29 protein-coding genes and 1 pseudogene are annotated in these 26999 nt (G+C 56.9%); 16 read left to right on the forward strand and 14 right to left on the reverse strand.

The genetic code is table 11. From position 1 onward, the window contains the following. Positions 1-57: 57 nt before the first annotated feature. From ruvC to ruvB, 3 genes are all read right to left on the reverse strand, one after another. Positions 58-558 (reverse strand): crossover junction endodeoxyribonuclease RuvC, encoded by a 501-nt coding sequence (gene ruvC, locus Q8R39_02510; protein MDP3735275.1) that lies wholly within the window; start codon positions 556-558, stop codon positions 58-60. After that, positions 555-1094, reverse strand: a complete 540-nt coding sequence (locus Q8R39_02515) for a YebC/PmpR family DNA-binding transcriptional regulator (protein MDP3735276.1) — start codon at positions 1092-1094, stop codon at positions 555-557. Before Q8R39_02515 ends, ruvC begins: the two co-directional genes overlap by 4 nt. 195 nt (positions 1095-1289) lie before the next feature. Further along, positions 1290-2282 carry a Holliday junction branch migration DNA helicase RuvB gene (gene ruvB / locus Q8R39_02520; protein ID MDP3735277.1) on the reverse strand — a complete coding sequence of 331 codons (993 nt, stop codon included), beginning with the start codon at positions 2280-2282 and terminating at the stop codon, positions 1290-1292. A 409-nt stretch (positions 2283-2691) separates the two neighbouring features. Between ruvB and Q8R39_02525 the strand changes: the two genes are divergently transcribed. Together Q8R39_02525 and Q8R39_02530 are read left to right on the forward strand one after the other, a co-directional pair. Beyond that, positions 2692-3063, forward strand: a complete 372-nt coding sequence (locus Q8R39_02525) for a hypothetical protein (protein MDP3735278.1) — start codon at positions 2692-2694, stop codon at positions 3061-3063. Between the two features lie 30 nt (positions 3064-3093). After that, positions 3094-3438 (forward strand): hypothetical protein, encoded by a 345-nt coding sequence (locus tag Q8R39_02530; protein MDP3735279.1) that lies wholly within the window; start codon positions 3094-3096, stop codon positions 3436-3438. A 700-nt stretch (positions 3439-4138) separates the two neighbouring features. On the opposite strand, the gene Q8R39_02535 is transcribed toward Q8R39_02530, so the two are convergent. After that, on the reverse strand, positions 4139-4546 hold the full coding sequence (locus Q8R39_02535) for an HIT family protein (GenBank protein ID MDP3735280.1): 408 nt from the start codon (positions 4544-4546) through the stop codon (positions 4139-4141). Positions 4547-4729: 183 nt separating this feature from the next. Here Q8R39_02535 and recJ point away from each other — a divergent pair, with 183 nt between their 5' ends. From recJ to Q8R39_02580, 9 genes are all read left to right on the forward strand, one after another. Next, positions 4730-6661, forward strand: coding sequence for a single-stranded-DNA-specific exonuclease RecJ (recJ, locus tag Q8R39_02540; GenBank protein MDP3735281.1), 1932 nt, complete (start codon positions 4730-4732; stop codon positions 6659-6661). 94 nt (positions 6662-6755) lie between these two features. Next, positions 6756-7148 (forward strand): hypothetical protein, encoded by a 393-nt coding sequence (locus tag Q8R39_02545; protein ID MDP3735282.1) that lies wholly within the window; start codon positions 6756-6758, stop codon positions 7146-7148. 106 nt (positions 7149-7254) lie between these two features. Beyond that, the gene (locus Q8R39_02550) at positions 7255-7437 is read left to right on the forward strand and encodes a hypothetical protein (GenBank protein ID MDP3735283.1); all 183 of its coding nucleotides are present in this window, start codon (positions 7255-7257) and stop codon (positions 7435-7437) included. Positions 7438-7537: 100 nt separating this feature from the next. Then, entirely contained in the window at positions 7538-7768 is a 231-nt protein-coding gene (locus tag Q8R39_02555; GenBank protein MDP3735284.1) for a hypothetical protein, read from the forward strand. Continuing rightward, positions 7749-8171 (forward strand): type II toxin-antitoxin system death-on-curing family toxin, encoded by a 423-nt coding sequence (locus tag Q8R39_02560; protein ID MDP3735285.1) that lies wholly within the window; start codon positions 7749-7751, stop codon positions 8169-8171. Before Q8R39_02555 ends, Q8R39_02560 begins: the two co-directional genes overlap by 20 nt. Then, the gene (locus tag Q8R39_02565; GenBank protein MDP3735286.1) at positions 8137-8589 is read left to right on the forward strand and encodes a ribonuclease HI family protein; all 453 of its coding nucleotides are present in this window, start codon (positions 8137-8139) and stop codon (positions 8587-8589) included. The genes Q8R39_02560 and Q8R39_02565 overlap by 35 nt, the downstream gene beginning before the upstream one ends. Positions 8590-8695: 106 nt before the next feature. Next, on the forward strand, positions 8696-8905 hold the full coding sequence (locus Q8R39_02570) for a hypothetical protein (protein ID MDP3735287.1): 210 nt from the start codon (positions 8696-8698) through the stop codon (positions 8903-8905). 130 nt (positions 8906-9035) lie between these two features. Further along, positions 9036-10532 (forward strand): L,D-transpeptidase family protein, encoded by a 1497-nt coding sequence (locus tag Q8R39_02575; GenBank protein MDP3735288.1) that lies wholly within the window; start codon positions 9036-9038, stop codon positions 10530-10532. Positions 10533-10763: 231 nt separating this feature from the next. Then, a complete protein-coding gene (locus tag Q8R39_02580; GenBank protein MDP3735289.1) occupies positions 10764-12155 on the forward strand; it encodes a hypothetical protein in 1392 nt (463 codons plus the stop codon). A 137-nt stretch (positions 12156-12292) separates the two neighbouring features. Here the strand turns inward: Q8R39_02580 and Q8R39_02585 are convergent, their stop codons facing one another. Continuing rightward, entirely contained in the window at positions 12293-13840 is a 1548-nt protein-coding gene (locus tag Q8R39_02585; protein ID MDP3735290.1) for a ComEC/Rec2 family competence protein, read from the reverse strand. Between the two features lie 50 nt (positions 13841-13890). After that, entirely contained in the window at positions 13891-14130 is a 240-nt protein-coding gene (locus Q8R39_02590) for a hypothetical protein (GenBank protein MDP3735291.1), read from the reverse strand. 80 nt (positions 14131-14210) lie between these two features. Between Q8R39_02590 and murC the strand changes: the two genes are divergently transcribed. After that, complete coding sequence (gene murC / locus Q8R39_02595) at positions 14211-15578, forward strand: UDP-N-acetylmuramate--L-alanine ligase (protein MDP3735292.1); 1368 nt, start codon at positions 14211-14213, stop codon at positions 15576-15578. A gap of 11 nt (positions 15579-15589) precedes the next feature. Here murC and Q8R39_02600 read toward each other — a convergent pair whose 3' ends face one another. From Q8R39_02600 to Q8R39_02630, 7 genes are all read right to left on the reverse strand, one after another. Further along, entirely contained in the window at positions 15590-16663 is a 1074-nt protein-coding gene (locus tag Q8R39_02600; protein MDP3735293.1) for a trigger factor, read from the reverse strand. 101 nt (positions 16664-16764) lie between these two features. Next, positions 16765-17088 (reverse strand): hypothetical protein, encoded by a 324-nt coding sequence (locus Q8R39_02605; protein ID MDP3735294.1) that lies wholly within the window; start codon positions 17086-17088, stop codon positions 16765-16767. 37 nt (positions 17089-17125) lie between these two features. Further along, complete coding sequence (locus Q8R39_02610) at positions 17126-18001, reverse strand: hypothetical protein (GenBank protein MDP3735295.1); 876 nt, start codon at positions 17999-18001, stop codon at positions 17126-17128. Positions 18002-18101: 100 nt separating this feature from the next. After that, a complete protein-coding gene (locus Q8R39_02615) occupies positions 18102-18635 on the reverse strand; it encodes an inorganic diphosphatase (protein ID MDP3735296.1) in 534 nt (177 codons plus the stop codon). Positions 18636-18702: 67 nt separating this feature from the next. Continuing rightward, positions 18703-20061: a transcription termination factor NusA gene (gene nusA / locus Q8R39_02620; GenBank protein ID MDP3735297.1), complete on the reverse strand. Its 1359-nt coding sequence runs from the start codon at positions 20059-20061 to the stop codon at positions 18703-18705. 212 nt (positions 20062-20273) lie between these two features. Beyond that, positions 20274-20858 (reverse strand): ATP-dependent Clp protease proteolytic subunit, encoded by a 585-nt coding sequence (locus tag Q8R39_02625; GenBank protein ID MDP3735298.1) that lies wholly within the window; start codon positions 20856-20858, stop codon positions 20274-20276. A gap of 121 nt (positions 20859-20979) precedes the next feature. Then, positions 20980-21990 (reverse strand): peptidoglycan DD-metalloendopeptidase family protein, encoded by a 1011-nt coding sequence (locus Q8R39_02630; protein MDP3735299.1) that lies wholly within the window; start codon positions 21988-21990, stop codon positions 20980-20982. Positions 21991-22574: 584 nt separating this feature from the next. Between Q8R39_02630 and Q8R39_02635 the strand changes: the two are divergent. Beyond that, positions 22575-22685: pseudogene (locus tag Q8R39_02635) on the forward strand (TraR/DksA C4-type zinc finger protein). Between the two features lie 105 nt (positions 22686-22790). Here Q8R39_02635 and Q8R39_02640 read toward each other — a convergent pair. Next, positions 22791-23765: a hypothetical protein gene (locus Q8R39_02640; protein ID MDP3735300.1), complete on the reverse strand. Its 975-nt coding sequence runs from the start codon at positions 23763-23765 to the stop codon at positions 22791-22793. Between the two features lie 217 nt (positions 23766-23982). On the opposite strand from Q8R39_02640, the gene Q8R39_02645 reads away from it, so the two are divergent. The 3 genes from Q8R39_02645 (at position 23983) to rsmI (ending at position 26982) form a co-directional block, all read left to right on the forward strand. Further along, positions 23983-25557 (forward strand): YifB family Mg chelatase-like AAA ATPase, encoded by a 1575-nt coding sequence (locus Q8R39_02645; protein MDP3735301.1) that lies wholly within the window; start codon positions 23983-23985, stop codon positions 25555-25557. Between the two features lie 122 nt (positions 25558-25679). Continuing rightward, complete coding sequence (locus Q8R39_02650) at positions 25680-25856, forward strand: hypothetical protein (protein MDP3735302.1); 177 nt, start codon at positions 25680-25682, stop codon at positions 25854-25856. Positions 25857-26271: 415 nt separating this feature from the next. Next, positions 26272-26982 carry a 16S rRNA (cytidine(1402)-2'-O)-methyltransferase gene (gene rsmI, locus Q8R39_02655; GenBank protein MDP3735303.1) on the forward strand — a complete coding sequence of 237 codons (711 nt, stop codon included), beginning with the start codon at positions 26272-26274 and terminating at the stop codon, positions 26980-26982. Positions 26983-26999: the final 17 nt, after the last annotated feature.

Genomic DNA, 26999 nt, shown 5'->3' on the forward strand with positions numbered 1-26999 from the left:
ATTTTGCAAGGTTGTAAATATACTGTACGACATAATTTTATAATGTCAATCGTTACCTCATGCGCCCCATACAGCGTGTGGTATGGGTTTACGATAGACTGCAAGGTGCGTTAGCCCAACCGCGATCGCGTCAATCTCGTCATCGTGGCGGGAGCGCTCGGGGAGCTCAATGAGCCGCGCGACCATCGCGGCAACTTGCTGCTTCGTGCCGCGGCCGTAGCCGGTAACCGCGATTTTCACCTGAAGCGGCGTATATTCGTGTACCTCTAGCCTCGCTTCGCGCGCAGCAAAAATGATCACCCCACGCGCCTCAGAGACCGCAAGCGCGGTACGTTGGTTCGTATTAAAAAAAAGCCGCTCGAGCGCGAGCGAGCGCGGCTCGTAGAGCGCAATCAGCCGTCGCACCTCTTCTCCAATCTGCGAGAGCCGCTCGGCGTGCGGGAGTGCTTTGTCTGTCATGAGGCACGACGAGTAGAGCAGCGTATCTTTGTTGGCATTTCGTCGAAGTACCGCCATCCCCACCCGAGCGTACCCGGGATCAATTGCGAGAACATTCATGCTCGAAAATTCGCGTTCGTGTACACCGCCTGCACCTCGTCGCTCTCTTCGAGCGCCTCGACGAGCGCGGCAAGTGCGATTTGCGTTTTTTCATCGAGTGAGAGGGGAGTGGTCGGTTCCCAGCCGGTGTCGGTTTTTTTGAACGCCCAAAGAGCGGAGCCCGGGGCGGCGAGCGAGCCGCCGTGCTCGGAGAGAGCGTGTTTTATTTCTGCGACGGCGCGATTTTTGTTGTCAGTGACTGCTTCGATGATGAGCGCCGCGCCGCCCGGGCCGTACGCCTCGTAGGTGACGGCCTCGAGCGCGGCCTCCTCGCCCCCGGCGCCGCGCTTGATTGCACGCTCGATATTCTCTTGCGGCATGTTCACGGCGCGCGCTTTCGCAATGATAGCTGCAAGAGAGGGAGCTCCTGCGTCGCCTTTCGCGAGGCGGGACTCGACGGCGATGAGCTGCGCAAGCTTCCCGAATACCTTGCTCTTATGGGCGTCAGTCGCCTCCTTGCGGTGCTTCACTTTTGACCATTTATTGTGGCCGGACATATAAAGAAGTGTAAAGCGTAAAGCGAAAAGTGCAAAACAACACAGCAAAATTCGAATTTCCAACCAACAAGCTCCAAACCAAATAAATTCCAAGCTCCAACCAACAAGTTCCAAACAAATTTCAAATTCCAATGCATCAAATCTTAAACACGCACGTCGTGTTTGGAAATTGTTTTTTGGAATTTGGAAATTCGATTACAGTAGTGTTTTCTGTGTGCTCGTCGGTATCGCGATACCAAGGTGCTCATAGGCGAGCGCGGTCACCATGCGGCCCCGCGGGGTGCGCTCAATGAGACCGGCGCGCATGAGGTAGGGCTCGTGCACCTCCTCGATCGTCTCGGTTTCCTCCGCGAGCGAGGCGGCAATCGTGCCGAGGCCGACCGGGCCGCCGCTGAATTTAGTGATCAGGGTCTCGAGAAGACGCCGGTCCGCGGGGGTGAGGCCGAGCTCGTCTATTTCAAGGAGCGCGAGTGCCTCGGACACGGCTTTACGCGACAGGTCACATTTACGTATCTGGGTGAAGTCGCGGCAGCGCTTGAGGATGTAGTTTGCGGTTCGGGGGGTAAAGCGGCTGCGCCGCGCGATCTCCTCGGACGCCTCCGGCGCGACTCTGACTCCAAGAATCGTCGCCGATCGGGCGACGATTCTTGCGAGTTCGTCCTCGCTATAGAACTCGAGCCGGAATACGCCGCCAGAGAAGCGCGAGCGCAGCGGCGAGGAGAGGAGCGCGACGCGCGTCGTCGCGGCAAGGAGCGTGAAGGGCGGCAGGTCGAGCTGGATCGTGCGCGCCGACGGCCCTTTGCCGATGATGATGTCGAGCACCCCTGACTCCATTGCGGGGTAGAGCACTTCCTCGACCGCCTTATTCAACCGGTGGATCTCGTCTATAAAGAGCATGTCGCCTGCCGCGAGGTTTGTGAGGAGCGAGGCGAGGTCGCCCACCTTCTCGATTGCCGGTCCCGAGGTGATCTTGATCTGGGCACCCATTTGCCGGGCGACGAGGTGCGCGAGCGTGGTCTTGCCGAGACCGGGCGGGCCGTAGAAGAGGAGGTGCTCCGGTGGCTCCGCGCGCTCGCGGGCAGCAGAGAGGAGGATCGAGAGATTGCGTTTGATGTGCTCCTGGCCTATATAATCGTCCCATGCGGTGGGCCGGAGTGCGCGGTCGAGGTGGTCATAGTCGCTTGACATAGAAATTTTTTTATGCTAACCTTCCCCAATGTTCTCTTTGGTTCTTTTTTGCTTATACACCTCTAAGCAATGCCGCCCACAGCACAGGCAGAGGACGTTTTGTCCTCGGATGGAGCTATCCTTATGTCCGTGCTACCTAATCTAATTATTTTTAGATCAGGTGTTGCTTAGAGATGCGTGAGCGAAAAATTTTTTTACTCGCGTGCAGACAGTAAAGCACAAACACACTCGCCGTGAAAGCCAGGGCAGAGTGTGTTTGTGCTTCGACGCGCATGTTTTCAGTCCGTATGACAGCGCAGGCCAAAAAATCGACAGCAAATATACTTTTTGCTATCATATAAAGTGGAAATGTTCGCCAAAAGTGTATGTTTGGCGAAAACTAAAACAGCAACCATGGAGGGAATGGGCAATGAAGTTCTACGAACGTTCGCTATTTTGGACATGCGTTTTGGCGATTTTGGGCGGCTTTATCGGTTGGGCGGTAGCCGAATCGCCTCCGGATCCTGGGGCGACAGCCGGGGCGTGGATTCGGATGTGGTTTTTGGTTCTGCTGATCCACATTACCCTCGGTTTTCGAGGAGTACGGTATGACGACACTGCTTTTATTGCCGGAGAGGTTGTGGGGTTTCTCGTAATGGCGCGCACACCAATAGTGCCTTTTGCTGCTGCTCCATATGATGCCCTGCTCGCGGGTACGATTATCACCGCGACCGTTCTGCTCGCCGTGTTGTTCAACCTCAAATGTCTTCCGGTGTTGTACCGGTGGGGTCATTTCGCATAAGGGAGTTTGCATAGGGGGAGGCGTACGATTATGGCCATCTTTGTCGTCTCGGTTGTACTTCTTGCGTTGCTCGTCGGATCATTCACGGTGCTTGCGGCGCGGGGAGCGTGGAGCGAGGATAGTTTGGCATACGCCCTGTACCAGCTTGTTACTGGTAAAACACACGATGTGGTTGAAGTCGGCTTGATAGTGTTTGTGGCGCTTGTGTTGTTTGCGTTTGCGTACTTTGCGGCATGCGGCCTACAGAGCTTCGTGGCAGAAATCGGGCTGAAGACGTTTGTCGTATTTATGTCTACGACGATTGGCGCTTTGGCGCTCGGGTCTATTGTAAGCGCGTTTATATTTCCAAGCCTACTGCAGCTGATCGGCAGGTAACGTGCCGAACTGTGTGTAATAACGCAGAGAGAAAAACAAAAGGCGGACATCATCGTGATGTCCGCCGTGTCATTTTGTGCGTCAATAGTTTCCCAAGACTAAAGTTCGACAAAAAACGTTTTTGCGGTATACTGGAATTAGTTCTTGTGCTGGATAGCCGCCCAGCCGCAAACACAGCGGCCCGCGGGAGGAAAGTCCGGGCTCTCGCTGGCGCAATTTCCAATTTACAACAACCGATTTCCAATTATTGGAAGTTAGAAGTTAGTGGTTGGCAGTTGCGTGAGCAGGGGTGCGATCAGAGACGCCTGATTCCGAAAGGATAGGGCCTCCGGCGTCAAAACCGGAGGAGTACCACGGTAACGTGCGTAGTGAAACGGCTAAATCCCTACCTGGGAGCAAGACCGAGCCGTTGGCAACAGCCAATTTACAACAGCTGATTTCCAATGTAATTGGAAATCAGAAATTAGTAATTGGTTGTTGTGTAAACGGAGTGTCGCTCGAGCTGCACAGCAATGTGCGGCCCAGATAAATGGCTATCACCTTGCGGAGTGCCACGCGAGTCTCCGCGAGGAACAGAACCCGGTGTATAGGCACAAGAAACCGCGTCGACGCTCGAATTTTTGTTCGAGCGTCGCCATAAACGCAACCGCCCCGCTCGAAAGCGGGGCGGTTGCCTATAATCTTCCTTGAACTCACATTCTCACGCGAGCACAGCACGAATTTTTTCCGCCACCTGCTCGATTTCCCCATTTTTATACGGCGCGCCTTTCCAGTGGCGGAAGCCGTCGGCCATGAGGCGCGGGACGATGTGGAGGTGTATGTGGGGGATGAGTTGGCCTGCGGCGCGGCCGTTATTAACCATAAGGTTGATACCGTCGGCACCAACTGCGGCGCGGATCGCCGGGGCGAGGCGTTTCGTTGCCGCAGCGACGTCGCAGAAGGTTTCCTCCGTAACGTCAAAGATATTCTCGAAGTGCGCTTTCGGCACGACTAGCGTATGCCCGGGATTCGTCGGGTTGATATCGAGAAACACGGCGACCTTCTCGTCTTCGTAGACGAAGACAGCCGGAAACTTTTTGGCGATGATATTACAAAATAGACAATCCATGATTGAACGACATGTGACCTTTAACATTTGACCCCTGACTTTTTCGTCGTCGTGCCGCCGCGTTGTCAAAGGTTAAATGTCAAAGGTTAAATGTTGCGCCCGTGGACGCTTGTATTTCTGGAACTTATATTTCACTGTACCTTATTCTCCTCACATTTTCCAATTTCAAGTATACTGGTTGCTATGACGCATTACCGCATCCGCGACCCCATACCAGAGAGCGCGGATGCGGCGCTCGCTGAATACTCGCCGCTCGTACGAGCGCTTCTCTTTCGCCGGGGCATCTCAGAGGCCGAAGACGCGCGGAAGTTTCTCGCACCGGACTATACGCGCGACACGCACGATCCCTTCCTCATGAAAGATATGGAGCGGGCGGTTGACCGTATTCTCGAAGCGATCGAGCGCGGCGAGCGCATTGTGGTCTACAACGACTATGACTGCGACGGCATCCCGGGCGGCGTGATTCTCCACGACTTTTTTCAAAAAATCGGCCATAACAATTTTACGAACTATGTGCCACATCGCTACTCCGAGGGCTACGGGCTCAACAGCGAGGCGATCGAGCAGTTTCGCGTCGAGGGCGTCTCGCTCGTGATTACTGTTGATTGCGGCATTACAGATGTTGCGGAGGTGACTCAAGCGCAGGGGAGCGGGATCGACGTCATCATCACAGATCACCATCTGCCGCTCGTTGACCAGCTAAGCGGCGAGCAAGTTATCCCCGCAGCGTATGCGGTGATTAACAACAAGCAGCGCGACGACGGGTATCCATTTAAGGAACTCTGCGGGGCAGGGACGGCATTCAAGCTCGTGCAGGCAGTACTCATGCGTTTGCGTATGGGCGCGAGCGGCGGCGAAGGAATGTCCAGACTGGGATGCAGTGCGAGGCACGAGCGAGAAACGGAAAGAGGTGTACTCGAAGCTACGGCGAGTGAGTATCGCAGCCGCGAGCGGAGCAATGCGCCCAATCTGGACATTCCTAAAGAAGGATGGGAGAAATGGCTTTTGGATATGGCAGGCCTCGCGACGATTGCCGACATGGTACCGCTTCATGGCGAGAATCGAACGCTTGTGCATTTCGGGCTCACGGTGCTTCGTAAGAGCCCGCGTCCGGGCTTCCAGCAACTGCTGCGTCGCGCGCGCGTGGCACAGCGCTCACTCACCGAGGACGACGTCGGCTTCATGGTGGCGCCGCGAATCAACGCGGCAAGCCGGATGGGAGAGCCCATGGAGGCACTGCGCCTCCTTGCGACGCGGGACGTGCTCGAGGGCGGAGTGCTTGCGGAGGAGCTCCACGCGCTCAATGAGCGGCGCAAGGGGCTTGTGGCAGGAATGGTGCGCGAGGCGAGAGCGCGGTTTGAGGAGTACCTCCGCGAGCGCGAGGCACGCCTGCTCGTCGTGCTCGGAAGTCCTTCGTGGATGCCGGGACTTCTCGGGCTTGCGGCTAACTCGCTTGTCGAGGAGTACCAGCGGCCTGTTTTTCTTTGGGGGAGGGCGGGAAGCGAGACCATTAAAGGTTCGTGCCGCTCGGACGGGAGCGTGAACGTGGTCGAATTGATGAGTGCGGTGAGAGCGGATGTATTTCTTGATTTTGGCGGCCACGAGCGATCCGGCGGTTTCTCAATTTCGCACGAATACATCCACACGCTCGAGGCAGCGCTCGAGGAGGCGCATGGAAAAATTCTCGGCGGAGAAGGTCTTGCGCCGGTTAGTGCGGGAGCTGCGGGTATGATACACAAAGTGGATGCCGAGCTCTCACTCGCCGATCTTAGTTGGGAGACTTACCGAGAGATTGCCGCGCTTGCGCCGTTCGGTATCGGGAACCCGAAGCCGCTGTTTGTCCTGCGTGATCTTACTATCACACGCGTTCGCACGTTTGGGCGTGATGGTGGGCATCTCGAGATTAGGTTTAGTGATGTTGGTAAATATCCGATGTCTATCACCTCAAGCCGGACGACAATTTCCCCGGTTCCTGCAGTCGGTTTTTTTATGAAGCCGGATGGATTTTCCGTTGCGCTTGAGCAGGGCGCGCGCATGAACCTCCTCGCACATCTAGAGGCCTCGTACTTTCGCACCACCCCGGAGCTTCGATTGCGTATAGTTGACATTTTTTAGCGTTTGTGCTATACATGTAGCAGATTACGTCCCCCGTATTTTTTTGTATGGCTCACAGGGGCGACTGGCGTCATTTGGTTGAGGAGAGCGACTCATGAGCATCGGAGATTTGATGGAGTGTTTCGCGAATCGGCCGCAGACATGGGCTGAACGCCGGAAACAATTAGAGGAGGAGGGTCGCACAGGACGGGCTAGCAAGGGCGCGTATCCAAAGCTGCTCACGCTCTTCGAGGTCGGTACAGAGAAGGAGTTCTGGCGTGCACAGGAGATGACGAACGCCCCGGTGGCCTTGAGTGAGGAGCGTTATCCTGATGCTCCGAATGATGCGCTGATGTACATCACCGGGGATCTGCCACCGGATTCTGGCCTGCACGAATTCTGGCAAGTTTATTGGCACCTTACGAAGGCCGTGCATCACCACGAGTGTAATTGGGTGTGTCAAAAATACGAGCTGTCCGAGCCTGGTCGTCAAGGAGCAGGCTACTAGTGCACCCCCCACCGCAGCTCCTAAGCTGCGGTGGGGTAAAATGTTTGGTAGAGTACGAGCACGAGGGTCGAAGTAATTTTTTTGAGCAGTATTTTGAGAAATTTTTATGGAACAAACACCAACAGTAGGGAACGAAGCATCCAATGAGAACGCCGTACAGAGCGAGGAACACACACGCGAAGAGGCGGTTGCCATCGCTGAGAAAATGTTTGCCGACCTCTACCGAGAGGACCCGGAGGTAGCAGAGGAAGCGTGGGAGCGCGCGAAGCGAAATCGAGACATGCAGTAGCATGCGTGACTTCTCGCAGGCAATACGAGCGGAGACACGGTTGACAGCCCTCAAACGACGATTATAATGGGATTATAATCGTCGTTTTGTTGTTTTGTATATGACTCAGAAAATTATTAAAGTCGGCAGTTCGGCGGCAGTAACGCTTTCGCGGGAAACCCTTGGGGCTCTCGGACTTGACATTGGTGACAGGGTAGAGGTCGCCACAGACGCCGTACGGCGCAAAATCGTTGTTGTGCCATCGGTACAGTTTAATCCAGAGCTAGTGAGTTGGACACGAAATTTTATCCGCCGATATCGAAAAGCGCTTGATGCTCTCGCGCGGCAGTAATGTGCGCTACCTTTCGCAAAACGACATTCTTGCGATCCATGCGCTCCTCATCGAGAGCACGGGAGGGAGTGACGGTGTTCGCGACATCGCCCTGTTTCGATCCATTGTTGCGCGGCCGCGCCAAAAGGCGTTTGGGCAAGAAGCTCATCGAGGCGTTTTTAATAAAGCAGCCGCATACCTTGAGTCAATTGCGCTGTACCACGTGTTTGTCGATGGCAACAAGCGCACATCCATTACCGTTGTCGCGCGATTTTTGAGTTTGAACGGATACGAGTTCTCTGTTACGAACGCAGAGATGGAGTGTTTTGTTTTGCGGGTAGTGGTGGAAAAGCTCCCGACAGACGACATTGCCCTGTGGCTTACATCACATGCAAGAAAAATTCCTAAACGAAAAAAGGGCTAGGATAACTGTCTTCACCGACGGCGGGGCGCGGGGGAATCCGGGACCGGCGGGCGCTGGGGTTTACATCGTCGGCACCGATGGTAAGCCTCTACGGAGTATTGCGCAGTTTCTCGGCCGTCAGACGAACAACTGGGCGGAATATCAGGCCGTGATCCTTGCACTTGAGGCCCTGAAGAAACTTTTTAGCAAGGTGCGCCTGCGCGAGATTGACGTCGAGCTCAAGCTCGACAGCGAGCTTGTGGCGCGGCAGCTCCGGGGCGAGTACCAGATCAAAGAGCCGACGCTCTTTCCGCAGTATATTCGAGTGCACAACCTTCGGGTGAGCGACATCCCGAATTTCATAATCACACATGTTCCTCGGGCGCACAATAAAGACGCGGATCGCCTCGCAAACGAGGCGATGGACCGCGGGGCTTGACTTTTTTAATTTGGGCGTGTTGTATATAGACAAGTGAGAGTTCCTAGACTCCTTTTGTCGCATGGAGGTTGTGATGGACAGCAAGCGAAGTCCTTTAGTCGACGTAATGTTTGAAGAGGTGACGCGGCACGAATCAGCGCGCTCGGTTGTTCTGCAGACAACGCTCGAGGGCCTTGTGGAGTTCGCGCAGTGCGTCACGGGGTCGGTGGAAGATCGCGATGTCGTTCCCTGCGTCGCGTGGCTTCTTTCTCAGTATCGCATCACCATTGAAACGCCACGGGGGGTACGGATCGAGCTGGTTATGCCCGAGGCATAAAAACACCAAGAGGGGAGATTATGACGAGCGAGCGTCACGGCCCTGCACTCATAGATCGGTGCAGGGTCGAAACCATTTGGACTATTGACGGAGATGCTCGCACGTAGTGGTACACTGGAGAGAGCGCTCTATGCGCGTGTCTCTTATGCCTCCATCACCCGATGGTTTTGATCGTGCCGGTTTGCGCTTTACGTTCGTGGTTACGGCCGGGATCGCAGCGCTTCTATTCGCCGCATCGTACGGCCCGCGCTTGCTCTGGGGGCTGCCGCCGTTTGACTCCGATGCAAACGAGACGCGTGAGGTAGTACAGTTCGATGCGGCCATCGCGGAAATCCGCTCTCGACGCGGCGCGAGAGAAGCCGCGGCACTTGCCGCGGAGCAGGAGCGCAATCGTGTGCTCGACCCAAGCGTCATCAGCGCCCCATCTATTACCGAGCATATTCCGAAGCAGGGGAAGTTTATCGGCATTGACCTTGCGGCGATGGAGCTCTCGCTCTATAAGGACAGAGAGCGTATCGGGCGCTACCCCGTACTCTCAAAAGGCCGCCCGGGCTCGCACTGGGAGACGCCGACCGGAAACTACACCGTGCTCATGAAATCGCCGAATCACTTCTCCTCGATCGGCGGCGTTTTCATGCCCGAGAGTATGCAGTTCTTCGGCAACTTTTTTATCCACGGCTGGCCGTACTATTCGGATGGGACGCTGGTCGAGAGGGGCTACTCTGGCGGTTGCATCCGGCTCTCGACCGACGACGCGAAGCAGGTGTTTGCGTTTGCGGAGCGCGGCACGCCGCTCTTCGTCGCGGCTGCGGGAGATGCGACAGCGGCGCCACGTGGCTACGATGTACGCGTCCGCAACCGGCCGCGGCCTTCAGTCAGCGCCCGCGCCTACATTGTCGCCGATGTCGCGAGTGGCGCGGTTTTTGGCGAGCGTGAGGCAGAGCGCGAGCGGCCGATCGCCTCGATTACGAAGCTCATGAGCGCAATCGTTGCAAACGAAACAATCAGCTTCGATAGGCCGATCAGCATTATTGACCCGCAGGCCCGAGGGGTTGGGGATTACGGCACGCTGCGACAGGGTGCTAAGTTTCTCGTGGGCGATGCGCTCTACCCACTTCTCCTTGAGTCGAACAACGCCGTCGCGCACGCGCTCGCGCGAGAGCTCGGGGAGGAGCAGTTCCTCGCCGCGATGAACGCCAAAGCCGCGGCGCTCAGTATGCACTCGACGCGCTTTGCCGACGCCTCAGGCATCTCCGCTGGTAGCGTCTCGACCGTGCGCGATCTCGTCTCGCTCGCGCGCTACCTTGTGGCCACTAAGTCGTTTATCCTCGGAATTACCCGGACGAAAACAAAGGACGTGACCGCGCTCGACGGCACGACATACACGTTCGCAAACCGCAACCATTTGCTCACGCACGAGCTTTTTCTCGGCGGCAAGACCGGCTTTACCGAAGAGGCAGGCGAGACGATGCTCACCCTCTTTGACGTGCCGATCGGCGGCGGGAGAGCGACCAGTACGCTTGCGATTATCGTGCTTGGCTCAGGCGAGCGTGAGGAAGACACAAAAGCGCTCCTTGGGTGGTTTAAGAGCGCCGCGGTTGCGGTGATGAAGGGTGGTGATGGATGATTGATACGTCCTACAGAGTACGACGCAGGGGCGCGCACCCTATTACGGTACTTTGGCAAAAATTGAACAAAAAGACCACCCGTGGCTCAACAGAGCCGCGGAACGTTCTGAAGCAGCAATTTTTTTACAAAAGTATTTGACAAGATTAACGACCCATGCTATCTTTTAAACGGAAATACAGCACTGAATAAGGCTACTAACGGAGGGACTGCTGTGGAAGTGAAGCATGAGATGTTTGAAAGAAATTTGATTGCCGGTTCGGGTAAGGAAAACCTTCAAGATGCGGCGCCGTTCTGGGAACTGCATCATGTTGGAGTTGTCGCCAGTGGTAAACGGGAAAACTGCCAGCTTTGCCACACGCCGTTGCTCAAGTTTGCGGTTATCCGCAACCATGAAACCGACATCCGCAAACTGATTGGTTTCGACTGCTACGCTAAGCTCTTGCGGTATTTGGAGACGCATCACATAACCTCGAGCAGGTTGCGCAAGCTTGATGAGCACGAACGCGAACAGCGTGAGTATGTCAAGCGACACATTAATGCTTCGATGCTCGCGTGGCTTCGGAGCCAGTCGGATCTGCCGGACCATGCGCGTTTGTCGCTTGAGGTGATCGACACGCTCGGTTATCCGCCAAGCCTCGTCGCCGCGGAGCTCCTCGTCGGATATTACCGTACTCATCGGCACTTTTCCCTCGAGAACACCGAGCTCGTAGCGAACGAGACACGCGCGTTATTGAGGCGTTATCCGGATCGTGGTTCATTACCGCAACGGGTGAACTTCAATGGGCTCAGCCAGATTGAGGCGATGCTTGAAGTATGGGGCAAGGCCGACAAGGCACAGCGCGAGCAAGATGATATCGAGGCGCGTTTAGAAATCATAGCGCCGAAGGACGGCGGGCGAGTCATTACGCCGCGGTATACAGGTTTTTTGGCGCACCCAGCCGTCGAGTCGGTGTACAAGCGGTTGAATGTTTCCGTTGTTCTGGACAATGAGCGGCATGATTTTGCTGTCGAACTTTGGAAGGAGCATCCGCTTGAGCAGAGGGTAACCGACGTGAGGTCGCGAGAACTTTTAGCGAGCTGCGCAAGTTTATACGGCACGAGTCTTGAGGGTACGATGCCGCCAACTTTTCGAGTAGTTCGTGGCCCGAACGGTACCATCCGCGTGGCTGATCGAGATCTGGAGGCATGGGCAGACCGCGCGGAGAAGGAACTGGTGCGTCTTATTGACCTCGAGTTTCGAAACATTGCAAAAGCGCGAGTGCGAAGAGAGTCCAAGTACGGTCTTGAGTTTATCGCCACACACCGTGTGGCTCTTCGGAATCGTCTGCGCCAGGAGCGGTGGATGGTTGTGCAGTGGACCGGTGCTCTCTGTGGCGACCACTGGGATGAGTGCCTCCCCTTACTTCAAAAGAGGTATGGGGAAAAGCGCGGGAATGAGATATACGATATGTCTATTCTTGCCTCGCGGGAGATTTCAGCGGAGTACTTGCTACACAACATCGTTGCGGGTTACTCGACACGCTGTGTTTGTTATACGTTGACCAAGAAGTCAGCGCGGTGCGAGAGGGAGTTTAAGATACTTTCCGACTCGGACAATCACGACAATCAGCACGAGGCATGATCTAGTGGCGTGATGCCTTTCACGGGGGGAAGCTTGTTGCAAGCTCCCCCCCCCATTTTTGCTTTTAAGCACAAGCCACCGTTTTTGGATATTGGAACCTTGCTACAAACGCTCGGCATAAGCGGCACGCGTGGCATTTAATGTGCTTGTTGTTTTCGACGTGAAAACCACATGAGTGCCGCGCTTATGCAGCCGTAGGAGAGCACAACTCCATATACGGGGAGCGGCGGTAGTGCGATTGAGGCAAATGGAAGCGAGGAGAACATACTGGTAACAGTAAGCATATAGCCGAGGAGCGCGGTTGCGAGCCAGGCGAACGGCGTGGCCAGGACCATACTTACCAAGCCGACCACACCAGCGAGAAACCCAAGCAGCATTGTTGCTGGGACTGCGAGCAATACAAGGAGGTTCGCTGGCAAGGAGACGACCGAAAGTTGTCCTGACTCGAAGAGGAGGAGCGGCAGCACGAAGATCTGCGTTGCGATAGTCGCGGTTGCAATCTCGCGAAGTTTGAAGCGCTCGGGAATCAGCGTGAGGTGTGGAGTAATGCGGGGCGCAAGGAGTATCAGCGCGAGCGTCGCGAGGAAGGAGAGCTGGAACGAGGGGTCGAAGAGAAGAATGAGGGGGTTGTGAAGCGTCATCGCGACTCCGGCGAAGATGAGCGCGCGTGTCATGTCGTAGACGCGGTCCGTGGCGCGGGCGAGGATTGCGATCACGGCCATCGCGCTCGCGCGGACGACCGTAGCGGACCCGCCGGTCATCAGCGCAAAGAGTACGATACAGAGCGTTGCGACGAGCCAGGTGAAGCGGCGCGGGAGGACGAGCAGTGAAAAGCGCCTCACCGCGTCCGCAACGATTGAGATATTGTAGCCGGAGAGGACGACGACATGGATCAGTCCCACGGCGCGAAAACGATCGAGCAAGTTTTCGCCGAGCGAACGGCGAGCGCCGAGGATGAGACCTCCGAGGAGCGAGGCGTGCGGCTCCGGGATGAGACGGCTCACACGCTCAAGGAAAGCGCTTTTTAGCGCGAGGAGCGCGCCGACGAGCGTGCTCCCGCCGCCATGAAAGAGGAGCTCGACTTTTGCCCGTTTGATCTCGAATCGGATGCCGTCTTTGGCGAGGTAGCTTGCGTAGTCGAAGACGCGGCCAGTTCCACTTTCAAAATTTTTTGGTTGCTGGAGCTCGCCTTCAATCTCGAGTCGGTCGCCGTAGGAGAGTTTTGGAAAAGATGGTGCGACAACGAGCGCGTTTCCGCGGACCGGGAGCGGCGCTCCGCTCCCGCCGTCGAGTTTTTCGAGCCGTACGGTAAGTCGCGTAGAGCTTTCGCGTTCGTCCGGCTCGGCGACGATGAGACCGGAGACACGCACATGTTCGCCGATGTGCGCGGCTAGCAGCGAGTCGAGCGGCTTGGCGATTGCCGCGTGCGTGCGGAGTATGCCGAGCGAGAGTGCGATGAAAAAGAGAGCAGCAAAGAGCGCGGGAGTAAAAGCGCGTGTCGCGCTCACACTTCTCGCGCGCGAGCGCGACACGTCAAGGTACCCCCACGCGCCGAGCACTCCGCCGAGGAGGAGCGTAAACCAAACAAAAACAAGCCCGAAGTCGGCAACCGAGCGCAGGAGAATCCCGAGAAAAAATCCGCCGAGCACCGCCGTGACGAGCGTGCGTCTCATCGGCGGTATCATAGCACGGTGGCAAAAAGTAATCAGGCGAGCGTCCCAGGGTGTTCGCCAGGTTACTTTTTGTCGCCAGGTGGTCCTGACGAGTGCTTTTCACGTCGGGCTCGTTTGAGGATCGCGGCAAATCGCTCGGGGAGTAGTATGCGTACGCCGAGGAGTTCAAAGCCGATGAGCGCAAGCCAGGAACCCGGAGTGAGTGGCGTGATGAGGGCGAGAACTCCAACAATGATGAGCACGACGCCCACGACCTTTTTTATCTTTGGAGAGCGCAAGAGCGCGACGATTCGTGTTTTCATGTGTTTAGCCAGCGGTAACTCATTCGTAACAAGGAATAGCACCGGTTGTCAATGGGTTGTGACGCTGCTATGGTTGAGCCATGGAACGGGAAACACTCGAGAATGTTGGTCGCATACATTTTGTCGGCGTTGGGGGGATCGGGGTTTCCGCGCTTGCGCGGCTCATGCGCTCGCGAGGGGCGCGCGTCGGCGGCTCGGACGCTCTAGACTCGGAGCTCCTCGACGCCCTTCGCCGCGAGGGAATCGCGGTTGCGGTCGGCCACGACAGAGGAAACGTACCGGAGGACACAGAGCTTCTCGTGTACTCCAGTGCAGTACCGGAAGATAACCAGGAACTCGCGCGCGCACACGAGCTCGGGGCACTCGTCTTGAGCCGCGGCGCCTTCCTCGGCCTTCTCTCGCGCGGCTATTACACGATCGCCGTTTCTGGCACGCACGGGAAAACCACAACGACTGCGATGCTTGCGAAGGTGCTTGCCGACGCGGGGCTTAAACCGACGGTACTCGTGGGGAGTCTTCTTGCCGAGTCGGGGACAAACTTTCTGCCCGGCGGGGAAGTTGAGACGCCGCAGGGTCCGCGGCGCTATCTCGTGGTCGAGGCGTGCGAGTACCGGAGGGCGTTTCTTGCGCTCGCGCCTTCTATGGTGGTGATTACGAACATCGAGGAAGACCACCTTGATTATTTTAGAGACATCGCCGACATCGAGCGCGCGTTTTTGGAGCTTGTAAAGAAACTCCCGCGCGGCGGCGTGTGTATTGCCACCAACGATGTTAAACATCGGATGTCTAACATTTTGAGTGGTGGTGAAAATGTTCAACACTCGGTGTTGAACACCGACGACGCTCAATGCATTGATTATAACAAGGTTTCCTCTGCTGGGCTTCGCTTGCGTTCTCCTGGCAGGCACAATATCGAAAATGCTCAGGCGGTGCTTGCGGCCGCCGAAGCGCTTGGCGTTCCGCGTGCGAGCGCGGTTGTCTCACTTAACGACTTTCGCGGCACATGGCGCAGGTTCGAGTACAAGGGGCGCATCGACGGGAATGGCGCGCGCGTGTACGACGATTACGCGCACCACCCGAGCGAGATCCGCGCGACGCTTCAGGGGGCGCGGGAGCTTTTTTCCGGCGAGAAAATTATCGCCGTATTCCAGCCCCATCTTTTCAGTCGTACGCGCCAACTTCTTAAAGGTTTCGCGCAGAGTTTCGGCGACGCAGACGAAGTGTTCATCGCAGATATCTATGCTGCTCGTGAGCAGGATGACGGCAGTGTTCACAGCCGCGATCTCGTCGCGGCAGTCGAGAAGCACCACCCGCGCGTGCGCTACGGCGGCACGCTTGCACACATCACGGACATACTCAAAAAAGAAACCGCGCCCGAGGACGTCGTCGTCCTCATGGGCGCGGGAGATGTGGGGGAGGTGGTCGCTATGTGCAATAGTCGTCTATAGGGTCTTTTTTTCTACTGTGTCGCCACCGCGCCTTCTTTTTCGAGAAATTGGAATACGGCTTCATTGGCGAGCATCATTGTGATGTGGGCGCGCGCAGCTTCCGGGTCAGCTTTTGGCTCGCGCTTGAGCGCGAGAGTGGTGAGGCGTTCGATTTCCTTATTCTGTGGTCGGAGATTCTCGGCGCGCGCGATTTCGTTGAGAACGACTTGGAGTTTTGCATTTTTGTCGGCCTTCGGCCGGAGATCGCGACGGATGTCCTCCTCGCTTTTCCCGATGTGTGCGAGGTAGTCCGGGAATGCGGCGCCGGAGCGCTCGATGTCGTGCATGAAACGCGCGAGCAAGGCTTCAAGCTCGCTCTCGGTTATCACCGCGGGTATGGTCGTCTGCGAGCGCTCGACGAGCCGCTCACTCGCCTCGATGCGTTTTTTTTCCGCGAGCCGGAGGCCCTTCTCGTACTTGATCTGCCCGCGAAGTTTCTCAGTGAAGTCGGCGACGCTCGCGAACGAACCGATGTCTTTCACGAGCTCGTCTGTGAGCTCGGGGGGCGGCTCGGTATTCTTATCGCCATCGACAGCAGCCGCGTTTCTCTTCTGTCGAGTCGCGAGCGCTTGGCGAATCTGAAGCAGTGCATCCGCGACTTCCTGCTCCGTGATTTCGACAGCGACTTCCTTTCCCCCGAATATCTCGCGCGCGATCGCGCGATAATCTGGAAGTGTTACGGTCGGCATGAGTGCGGTGCGAATGAGGAAGCCGACAGGGTTTCCGGGGGCACAGCGCGTCAGGCTCACTGATGGCTTTCCAATCGGCGCGAGCCTCTGCTCTTCGATAATGCGCGGATACGCCTCGCGGATCGCGAGCTCCGCCATGTCCTCAAAGAGGGCCGCTTCGCCGACGTGCGAGAGCAGGATGTTTTCGGAGATGTGCCCCGGCCGAAAGCCGGGAAGACTCACGCGGCCTTGGAGCGCGCGGAGTACTGCGGCGCGGTGGTTCTCCACTCTCGCAAGTGAGATTTCACCGCGGATTTCAGCCTCGGCGGGGCCGGTTTCGCGAATGACAATATTGGCGTAGAGCGGTTCGTCAGCCATTGAGGGCAAGGATAGCAGATACGGAGCAGCATGCAACAGGCAGTATACGGCACGCACGAAACGGCGCTAGTATAGTGTGCTTATTGCTTGCTGCGTACTGCTTATTGCCCGTTTAATTCTGCGTTTATCGCCCCGGTTTCTGCGTCGAGCGAATTGAGAGTGGTCGCGTTGAGATCGGCATCGATCGCGTCGAGCTCATCCGATGTGCCAACGCTCTGGAGCGATTCGAGGGCGGGATCCCGCTCTGTGGTACTATCGGTCGGAGTCGGCTCGGCGGCTTCTTTGTCCGCGCGCTCTGCAACGCGGCCGCCGACGATGTAGAGGGCGCCGAGCGCAAGGAGGAGCAGAATCACGATGATCGCGACCGTCGGCCCGACTGGTTTGCGGGTCGTTTGCGTCGTTTGTGTAGTGTCTGCGGTGTCCATATTGAGATACAAGTTTAGCGCACGAGTAGTGATTGTATTATTCGTTTTCCGTTGTGGTCGCTCCTCCGGCACCCGCGCCTCGACCGGTGTTTGCGCGGATTGCGACGATCGCTTCAACGAGCGCTTGGTGCGCTTTGCGTACAGCGTCTTTTGCTTCGCCTATTGCCTCGTGTATGGCTTGAAATGCAGCGCGCGGATCTTCCTCGGCGACAGCGGCTTCGAGGTTCGCGCGGATGGCAGCAAGCGTAGCCGCCGCGGTGTCAATCTCTATCCTCGCTGCGGCGAGGAGCTCTTTCGCGCGCGAGAGGGCTATACTACGGGCTGTCGGTCGTGTGTTCGGCTCTGTGTCGAGTTTTTCAATGCGCGAGCCTACGCGATCGGCGAGGTTGCGGAGACGCTCGATCGCGGCGTCAAATCTGCGGAGCATGCGCTCCATCAAAGCGCGGACTTGCGCGCGGGCTGCATCACGGAGCGTCTCTCGGCGCTCGTCTCGGCGTGTCTCCATTTCGGCACGGTTCGTTTCGCGACGCGCATTCATACGAGCACGCAGGGTCTCTGCGGTCGTCGTACCCATGCGCCGACCGGCACGCTCGCCGCTGCCTTGCATCATAGGGCGCATATTCGCTGGTATGGGCATGGACGTGGGCGTTGGTTGCCCCGCGTTTTCTCCCCCTTGATTTTGTGCTCTGCTGCGGGTATTTCGGAGTGCATCAAGGCGCTCGGAGCGTTCGATCGGGCGTGCAGGGTCTGCGGGTGTTGGCGGGAGAAGCGCTGGCGGAGGCGGTGGAGTTCTCGGCGGCTCCTGGGCTCCGGCGAGAGGTACCATCGCCGAGATAAGCATGACGAGAGTACTGCCTGCGGCTAGTATAAAAGCGCGACGACTACTCGTGCGCGCATCTGGTACTTGCGACATATGAGTAAAAATGTTAGATGAGTAAAGCTGCCCCCAGGATACACTAAAGCGCGGGGTTTCCGCCACCCCGCGCTGTTGAAAACCCCCCTTGACGATGTTGCTATTTTTTTGCCGAGCTATAGCGCTCGCGGTAGAGCTTTTGCCCCCGCGCAAACGCCGCGCGCGCAGCGCTCGCGCCCGCAAAACCGGTTACTTCAACCACTTTATTCTGGAGCTTTTTGTAGGTTGAGTAAAAGTGCTCCATTTCGCGAAGCGTGTGTTTGTTGATGTCTCGGAGGTCCTCTGTATCGCCCCAGCGCGGATCGTCGCGCGGCACGGCGATCAGCTTATCGTCCCCCTCGCCGCCGTCAATCATTCTCATGAGCGCGACAGGTCGCACCCTGACGAGAATCCCCGGGAGCAGCGGATAGGTCGTGAGCACAATGACGTCGAGGGCATCGCCGTCGTCCCAGAGCGTCTGCGGCACGAAGCCGTAGTCGAACGGAAAATCCTGCGCCGTGTGTGCGACGCGGTCAAGCGCGATGAGGCCAGTCTCCTTGTCGACTTCGTACTTATTCTTCGAGCCTTTATTGATCTCGATAATGACGTTGATCGCGTCCGGTTTCCCGGGACTGATGTCGTGCCAGAGGTTCATAGTGGAAATTAAAAATCAAAATGTAAAATGACAATGCAAAATAAAAGAATTATGACATCTCGATGTGTTATTTTTCAGGAGTATCATTTGGAATTTTTTCATTGTCATTTTGATCTTTGATTTTTTCATTTTGCATTTCCTCCAGACTCTCTTCTGATGCCGCCGCAGTATTTTCTATAGAGGCGTCTGTTTCTTTGTCTTCGCTCTCAGCTCCCTGCGCCGACCTAATGTCAATCTTCCAGCCGGTGAGCTTTGCCGCAAGGCGTACGTTCTGGCCGCCTTTGCCGATCGCGAGCGACTGCTGTTCCGGGGCAACGGTCGCCGTGGCGCGGTGATCTTGTTCGTCGAGTGCGACCTCAAGCACCCGCGCCGGGGAGAGAGCGTCCTCGATGAACTCAGCCGGATCTTCCGACCATTCTATAATATCAATTTTCTCGCCGCCAAGCTCGCTTGTCACAGTGGACACACGTACGCCTCTCTGCCCCACGAGCGATCCCACCGGGTCCACATGCGCGTCGCTTGAGGCAACGGCGATTTTCGAGCGGGAGCCGGGCTCGCGGGCGATCGTCTTCACCTCGACGGTGCCGCTTGCGATCTCCGGCGACTCGATTTCAAAGAGGCGTTTCAGAAATTGTGGGTGCGTGCGCGAGAGGCGGAGGTAGACACCGCGCGGCGAGTCGTCGACGGCGTAGAGATATGCCCGCACCCGCTCGCCCTGCCGATAGCGCTCGCCGGGTATTTGTTCCTCGCGCGCGAGGAGCCCCACGGTGCGCCCGAGGTCTATAAAAATATTGCCGCGCTCGATGCGCTGCACCGTGCCGGAGACGATTTCCCCCTGCTTGCCGCTGAATTCGCCGAGTACCGACTCACGCTCGGCTTCGCGGAGTTTCTGGATGACGACCTGCTTTGCGGTCTGCGCGGCGATGCGTCCGAAATCCTCCTTTGGCTCGAGCGGGAAGACGATCTCGTCGCCGAGTGCAACGTCGCGTTTGATCTTGCGGGCATCCTCGATGAAGATATGGTGCTCGGGGTTGAAGTTAACGCGCTCGTCTTTCTCCCCGTCCTCGGTATCGTCTCGACCGTCTTCGGGCTCCACCCCTGTCTCCTCCGAGCTTCGCGCTGTGAGCTTTACGCCGGCTCCGATACTCTTCTCTTCCGCCTTTTCGATCTCACGTGCGCGCTCGTCTTCGCGCTCCTCTGGAGTGCGGACAAGTGTCTCGTCCACGACTTCTTTCACCTGCTCGAAGGCGGTCGTGCCGGCGTCGGTACTAAAGCGGGCGCGCACGATTTGCCCGCGCTTGCCGTACTCTTTTTTGTAGGCAGTGGCGAGGGCTTGCTCAATCGCGTCAATAATTTTTTCTCTCTCGATGCCGCGTTCGGATTCAAGCTGTTCGAGTGCGGCATTGAGGGCTTTGAGGTCCAACATAGGATTAAATTTCCAAATTCCAAAAAACAAGCTCCAAACAAATTCCAATGATTCAAATTTAATTTCCAAACACGACGTTCGTGTTTGGGATTTAACGCATTGGAATTTGTTTGGAACTTGTTGGTTGGAAGTTGGAGCTTATAAAGAAATGTCCGCTCTTCGCGGACATCCATGAGATAAGTGTAGCAGCGCGCGGCACTCCTGTCAATCTTCTATTGTTTCGTTTTATAAATCGTGTCAACGATGCCGTATTTTTTGGCGTCCTCGGCGGTCATGAAGAAGTCGCGGTCCGCGTCCTTCTCCACCTTCTCGAGCGGCTGGCCGGTGCATTTGGCGAGAATTTTGTTGAGCTTCTCTCGCATCTCAACGATGTGCTTTGCGGTGCGTTCAATGTCCGCGGCCTGGCCTTGGACGCCCCCCCACGGCTGGTGAATCATCACTTCGGCGTTCGGGAGCGCGAAGCGCTTGCCGCGCGTGCCGCCGGCAAGGAGTATCGCTGCTCCCGAGGCTGCCAGGCCGACACAGACGGTCGAGACGTCCGGTTTGACGTAGTTGAGCGTATCGAGTATCGCGAGCGTCGCCGTGACCGATCCGCCCGGGGAGTTGATATAGAGGCTGATGTCTTTCTTTGGGTCCTCAGAGGCGAGAAAGAGAAGCTGGGCGATCACGATATTCGCCGAGTAGTCTTCGATCGGCCCGCCAAGGAAGACGATACGGTCTTTGAGCAGACGTGAATAGATGTCATACGCCCGCTCGCCGAACTGCGATTTTTCGATAACGGTTGGAATGAGAATCATGGTGCCAGTATTATGTAAAAAGTTGGCGCAAGATGCAATAGCTTATAGATTACGTTGGTCAGACACGAGCTTTTAGCACGACGAACGCTGTCCCTAAAAGCTAACAGCTCTAAGCTAAAAGCTAAAAAGGATTTCTCGCTCCGCGGACTTCGAAGTGGAGGTGTGGGCCGGTTGCTTTGCCGGTCGCGCCGATGTAGCCAATGACTTCCCCCCGCACGACGCGCTGGCCAAAGCTTACCACGTTCAGGCTGTTGTGCGCGTAGAGCGTCTGGGTGCCATTCTCATGCGCGATGACGATATAGGTGCCGTAGCCGCCATTCCAGCCGTCTCTCTTTGAGAGTATTACTTCACCATCCGCAGCGGCGAGAATTTCAGTGCCGACCCGCGCCCCAAGATCAATGCCGTTGTATCCGTGGATCCCTTGGGTGCGGCGACCGCTCAAGACAGGCCGGAGGTAGTAACCTTCGTAGCTCGGGGTGCTTCGAGCGCTGCGCCCCGAGGCGGCGGCAGTGGGCACAGATCGTGCGATCTCGCCGTCCGGGATGATCACCGTGTCCCCGACCGCAAGCGTCGCGCCCTCTTCGAGGTCGTTATATTGTCGGATCTCGTCGAGATCACCCTTGTAGCGGCTCGCGATGCTCTTAAGCGTATCGCCGGCGCGCACCTCGTAGCGCACGCCGGAGACGGGGAGTATGACGAGCGTTTGCCCGGCGCGAACCAGGTCGTGGCGCTCGATATCGTTCGCCCAGACAATGGTGTTGACCGAGACGCCGAACATATCCGCGATCTCAGAGAGCGAATCGCCCGGCCGCACCACGTAGATGCTGATTTGATCACTCCCGCCTCGCCGGTCACCACTTGTGATGTCTGCTGGTCCAGTCTCGGAGAGAAGCGCGGTGCCGCTTACGATCGTGATTGAGTCATCGCGAAGCGCTCGTGCCGGATCCGCTACGGGGAGAGATGAGAGGAGCGGCAGGAGCTGCGAATCTGCGCGTGCGATGATGGGGGGCTCCCGATCGGCAGTCTCTGCCGCGGCGTGCTCACCAAAGATGGACGAGAAAAATCCTAGAACACTCGCCTCGGCGGCGGGAACGGGCGCGAGGAGGAGCCCCGCAGCTAACAAGGAGGCCACAAAGTTCACCAGCCGGCAGTTTGGGTGCCGGCTTTTGGTGGCTCTGTGGAGCCGCTCTGTCGCCCGGCTGCCGTTCTCATGCGTCGGCGCGCCGGGGTCCTGTGGATGGAGTATAATAAGCCAAATGATTAGGGAATTTCGGCTTTTTCTTCCAAAATGGCCCTGTTGAGCCATATGTCCATTCAATCAGCAAGTCACATTTTCCACTATACTCGAAGGGGGGAGGGAGTCAATCTTGACTGTGGACAAGTTAAGCGGCAAGCAATAAGCAGCATGCAGTAAGCACGTGCAACTCGTTTGCTTACTGCTTGGAGTTTTATTGCGGCGTGTGGTACGATGGCGCCATGATATGCGATTACACTGTCTATAAAACGCGACTGCTAGCAGAACAAGAGCGTCTCGAGCGCGAGATGTCGGGCATTGGGCGGCAGAATCAGGCGAACCCCGCTGACTGGGTGGAGAAGGAGGACACGATGGACATCTTGCGGTCAGATAAAAATGAGGTTGCCGACCACATCGAGGAGCTGGTAGACAACAGGGCGGTCCTCAACGAGCTCGAGGCCGAGCACACCGAAGTGCTCGCCGCGCTTGAGCGCATCGAAGCCGGAACCTACGGCACCTGTGAGACTGGCGGGGAGGAAATCCCGCTCGAGCGACTCGATGCGTACCCCGCGGCGCGGGCGTGCATTAATCATGCGGTGAATCTTACATAGTGCTGCTGCATACGTAGACAGGGCGCACGCTCAAAACAACGTGCGCCCTTTGGCGTATGTGATTTTCACTATACGCGGGTTATTTTTCTATTCGATCGCGCCGAGGAGGATTTTATCAAAAATTTTATTGCCAAACTCCCAGTAGCCGCTCGTGGCGTATACTGCATCCGCGCCAGCAGCGCGATAGTCCGCTACGTCGCGCCATGTCATGATACCTCCGGCGCCGATTACAAACTGATCCTCCCGGAGCATCGGGCGCAGAAATCGGATGTTTTCAAGCGCAATCGGCTTTAATGCCGGGCCGCCGAGTCCGGCAAGGCCGTCGAGGTAGGTTATTGCCGGTGTGCCGTCCTCAGCCAGGCAGAGCGTATTACCGAGCGTGTTTGTTAAAGTCACACCAGCGCACAACTCCGAGGTGGCGATGATGCCGCCGATGCGCTCCAAGACCTCGAACCCAAAGAGCGGCGTCCGGTCTGTAACGAGTGAGTGGATCGGCTCAAGGAGATCCTCAGTGACGAACGGTGAAAGTTTCACCCACACCGGAATCGCGGGTTTGCCGACACGACGCTCTATCGCATTGAGCGTCGCTTCAATGGACTCCGGGCTGTAGCTCATGATTGGTTTTTGGACGCCGGCAACCCATACGTTTGGACAACCTCCATTGATCTCTATACCGTCAACACCTCCTTCGAGTGCCAACTCGACTAAGATTGCCGATTCGTCCGGAGTAAAACCCGCGGCGTTCTCAAAAAGCAGTTTTCCTGCATCATGGGTGATCCGCACCATCTTCGGCATATCACGTTTGAGAGCAGCGCGTCCTCTGTTCGGCATGCCGAGAGAATTTTGCGTATGCAGCAAACTTCCGTCCCTCCGGTCTAGATGCCGGTGGTATACGACCCCTTCGTTTTGGTGCCGCTCATCGAACGTCGTTGCGCCGTGTATGATGAAAGAAGCTTTCGATTGAGCAGCAATCTCTACATCACGTACGGTTTTACATACGCCCGGGCCGAGTCCGACTGGGTGAGAAAGAATCTTCCCGCCAAGATTCACCAGAAAATTCATAACAAATCTCCCTCGCAGTTATTTGGTATTGGGCGCAGGCAGTTTTTGTAACTATGCCGCTTCCCACGCTCTAAGCGACACTCCTGTATCAGCATTCTGCGTAGATTTGTACCACACCACCGACGTTAGTGCACGCACATCACACGTCGCCGTTGTAGGGCTAAAAAACGTTCCTCGTATTTGCGGGAAGAAAAGCGGTCATGCTACTATTTCCCCCATGTCCTATGCGAAGGTCTACGCGGCACAGAGTGTACTCCTCAGGGCGCATATCATCGAGGTGGAAGTGGATCTCGGCAAGGGGCTCCACGCTTTTTCTGTAGTGGGTCTCCCAGACAAGGCGATCGAGGAGTCACGCGATAGGGTGAGCGCCGCGATCAAGAACGCCGGCTTTAAGCCGCCGAAGCAGTACAATAAGAAAATTGTGGTGGCCCTCGCTCCGGCGGACCTTCGCAAAGAAGGCCCGCTTTTTGATCTTGCGATTGCGCTCTGCTTTCTTCGCGCCGCAGGCGATATCGCGTTCGATTCCGCGGGGCGGCTTTTTCTCGGCGAGCTCTCGCTTGATGGCGAGGTGCGGGGAGTCAGAGGCGTACTTCCCCTTGTGCTTGAGGCAAAGCGCCGCGGATTTCGCGAAGTCTATGTGCCGGCGGTGAACGCCGTCGAGGCCGCGCTTGTCGAAGGCATTGCGGTCTTCGGAGTCGGCTCGCTCCGCGAGGTCATCGGGCACCTCAGCGAGGAGGCGGATCCGGAGACAATCGAGGGCGGCAGCGCTCGAGGCGGCTTTATTGCGCCGCAGCACCGGACGGAAATTTTTGACGCGGTAGACGAGCCGGACATTGACCTCTCGGATATCAAAGGGCAGGAGACGGCAAAGCGCGGTCTTGAGATCGCCGCTGCGGGCGGGCACAATATCGCGCTCTTTGGTCCAGCAGGGACCGGGAAGACCATGCTCGCGAAAGCCCTTGCTGGCATCCTTCCACCGCTTGATTTTGACGCCGTGATTGAAACCACCGGCATATATTCGAGCGCGGGACTCTTGAACGAGGCTATAATGACGCGGCCGCCATTTCGCGCTCCGCACCACACGACCTCTTATGTCGCGATGGTCGGCGGCGGGACAATTCCGAAGCCGGGGGAGGTAACGCTCGCGCACAACGGCGTCTTGTTTCTCGACGAGTTTCCGGAGTTTGACCGGAAGGTGCTCGAGACGCTCCGCCAGCCGCTCGAAGAGCGGGTCGTTTCGATTTCCCGCGCACGCGGCTCCTCGCTCTTTCCGGCGAATTTTATTCTCGTCGCCGCGATGAACCCCTGTCCCTGCGGCAATGCCGGTACCGCGAAGCCCTGCGATTGCGCTCCGCAGCATATCGCGCGCTACGAGCGGCGCCTCTCCGGCCCGATCATGGACCGTATTGATCTCTGGATCGAGGTCTCGAAGATTGATTACGAAGCGCTTGCCGAGGGGCGGCGTAGCGAGGGAGAATCCGCGCTAATGCGCGAGCGCGTGAGACGTGCACGTGAGCGCGCGCGGGAGCGCTACGCAAGCGCGACGAAGCCGCTTCGGTTCAATAGTGAGCTCTCGGCGCGCGACCTCTCGCGCTACGTGCCCCTTGCACCCGAGGCGAAATCCATGCTCACTGATGCTGCGCGCTCCTGGGGTCTCTCGGCGCGCTCATTCCACCGCATGATCAAGCTCGCCCGCACGATCGCGGACCTCAAGGGCGAGAGGGATGTCACCGGGGCACACATTAACGAGGCGTTCACGTACCGCCCGCGGAAGCTCTTCGCGCGGCTTTGAAATCGCTTGACGAAAACAGGATGGCGGTTACGCTAAGGTTGTACCATTGTTTAACCTCAAGTGTTTTAACCTCAAGACTCATGGGCATAAGCATCATAGGCATCAAGCAACTTCATAGGGATATGAAAAAAGTTGTACGTGCTGCGCGGCGCGGCCGGTCGTTTACTGTTGTGCGCAACGCGACCCCTGTCTTTCGCATTGAGCCGATCGAGCAGCCACCCTACGGCGTCTTGGGGGAGTCTTTGGACCAAACGAGGAAGAAAAACCACACGCTTGCGGATTTCGATAAGATTCGTTAAGAAATCGCAAAACAAGCGGAGCAGCGAAAGCGCCCATGAGGAGAATACTCTTCATGAGCGCGGGATGTGGGGACGTTGGCGCGCGTTCAAAATACGTGTGCTTCTATCTTGACGTACTTGTTGTTGAATTTGTCAAAATGAATCGAGCGCCTTGCCCCAGTTGAGCGGGGTTTTGCCAGCATTTTGCATTTTCGCTCCACAATGGGGGCAGAATTTTACGGTCGGGTTCTGATATTTACAGCGCTTTTTGCAACTGGAACATGCGATCACAACTCCTATCCATGGGTGGTAAGCTGTTGCAATCCAGTTCGCCGGTACTTTTTGAGTGATTGGAGCCTCTGCCATGTCGTTTCCTTCTGTGTTTGGTAGCTCTGTCTGACTTATCTCCGGGTATATTAATTCCCCAAAGGGCAACATGTCAACTTTTTACATAGTCGCAACCCCCATCGGCAACCTCGAAGACATCACGCTTCGGGCGCTGCGTGTGTTGCGGGAGGTAGATTTCATTCTTTGCGAGGACACGCGGGAGACGAGGAAGCTCCTTCAGCGCCATGGGATCACGACGTCGACAATGGCCTATGGTTTCGATACGGTGCGTCGGGGCAAGCGGCAGGAGCGAAATCCAAAGATTGAGCGCGTGATCGAGCTGCTCGAGGAGGGGAAAAATCTCGCGCTCGTGTCGGACGCAGGGACACCGGCGATATCGGACCCGGGGGGTGTGCTCGTCTCGACGGTGAGGGAGAAACTTGGCGATCGAGTCACGGTGGTTCCGATTCCGGGCCCTTCTGCCGTTATCGCCGCACTCTCGGCGGCGGGCGTGCCATCGTCTGAGTTTCTCTTTCTCGGCTTCCTGCCGCACAAGAAAGGGCGCGCGAAACTGTTTGCTGATATTGCGGCCGCAGAGCGCACCGTAGTCTTCTACGAGTCGCCGCACCGGATTCTGAAATCGCTCGAACAGCTCCTGGCGGTGCTTGTTAACCGACCGAAGCAGGTAGTCATTGCTCGAGAGCTTACCAAAATTTATGAGGAGTTCGTGAGTGGCAGCGCCGCGGAGGTGCTCGCGTATTTTGCTCAAAATCCAGACAAAGTCCGCGGCGAGTTCGTCGTTATCGTCTCCCCAAAGTAGCATGCACGGGGCGCGCG

Source organism: bacterium (assembly GCA_030697645.1).
Lineage (GTDB): Bacteria > Patescibacteriota > Minisyncoccia > Phycocordibacterales > VMGT01 > JAUYPI01.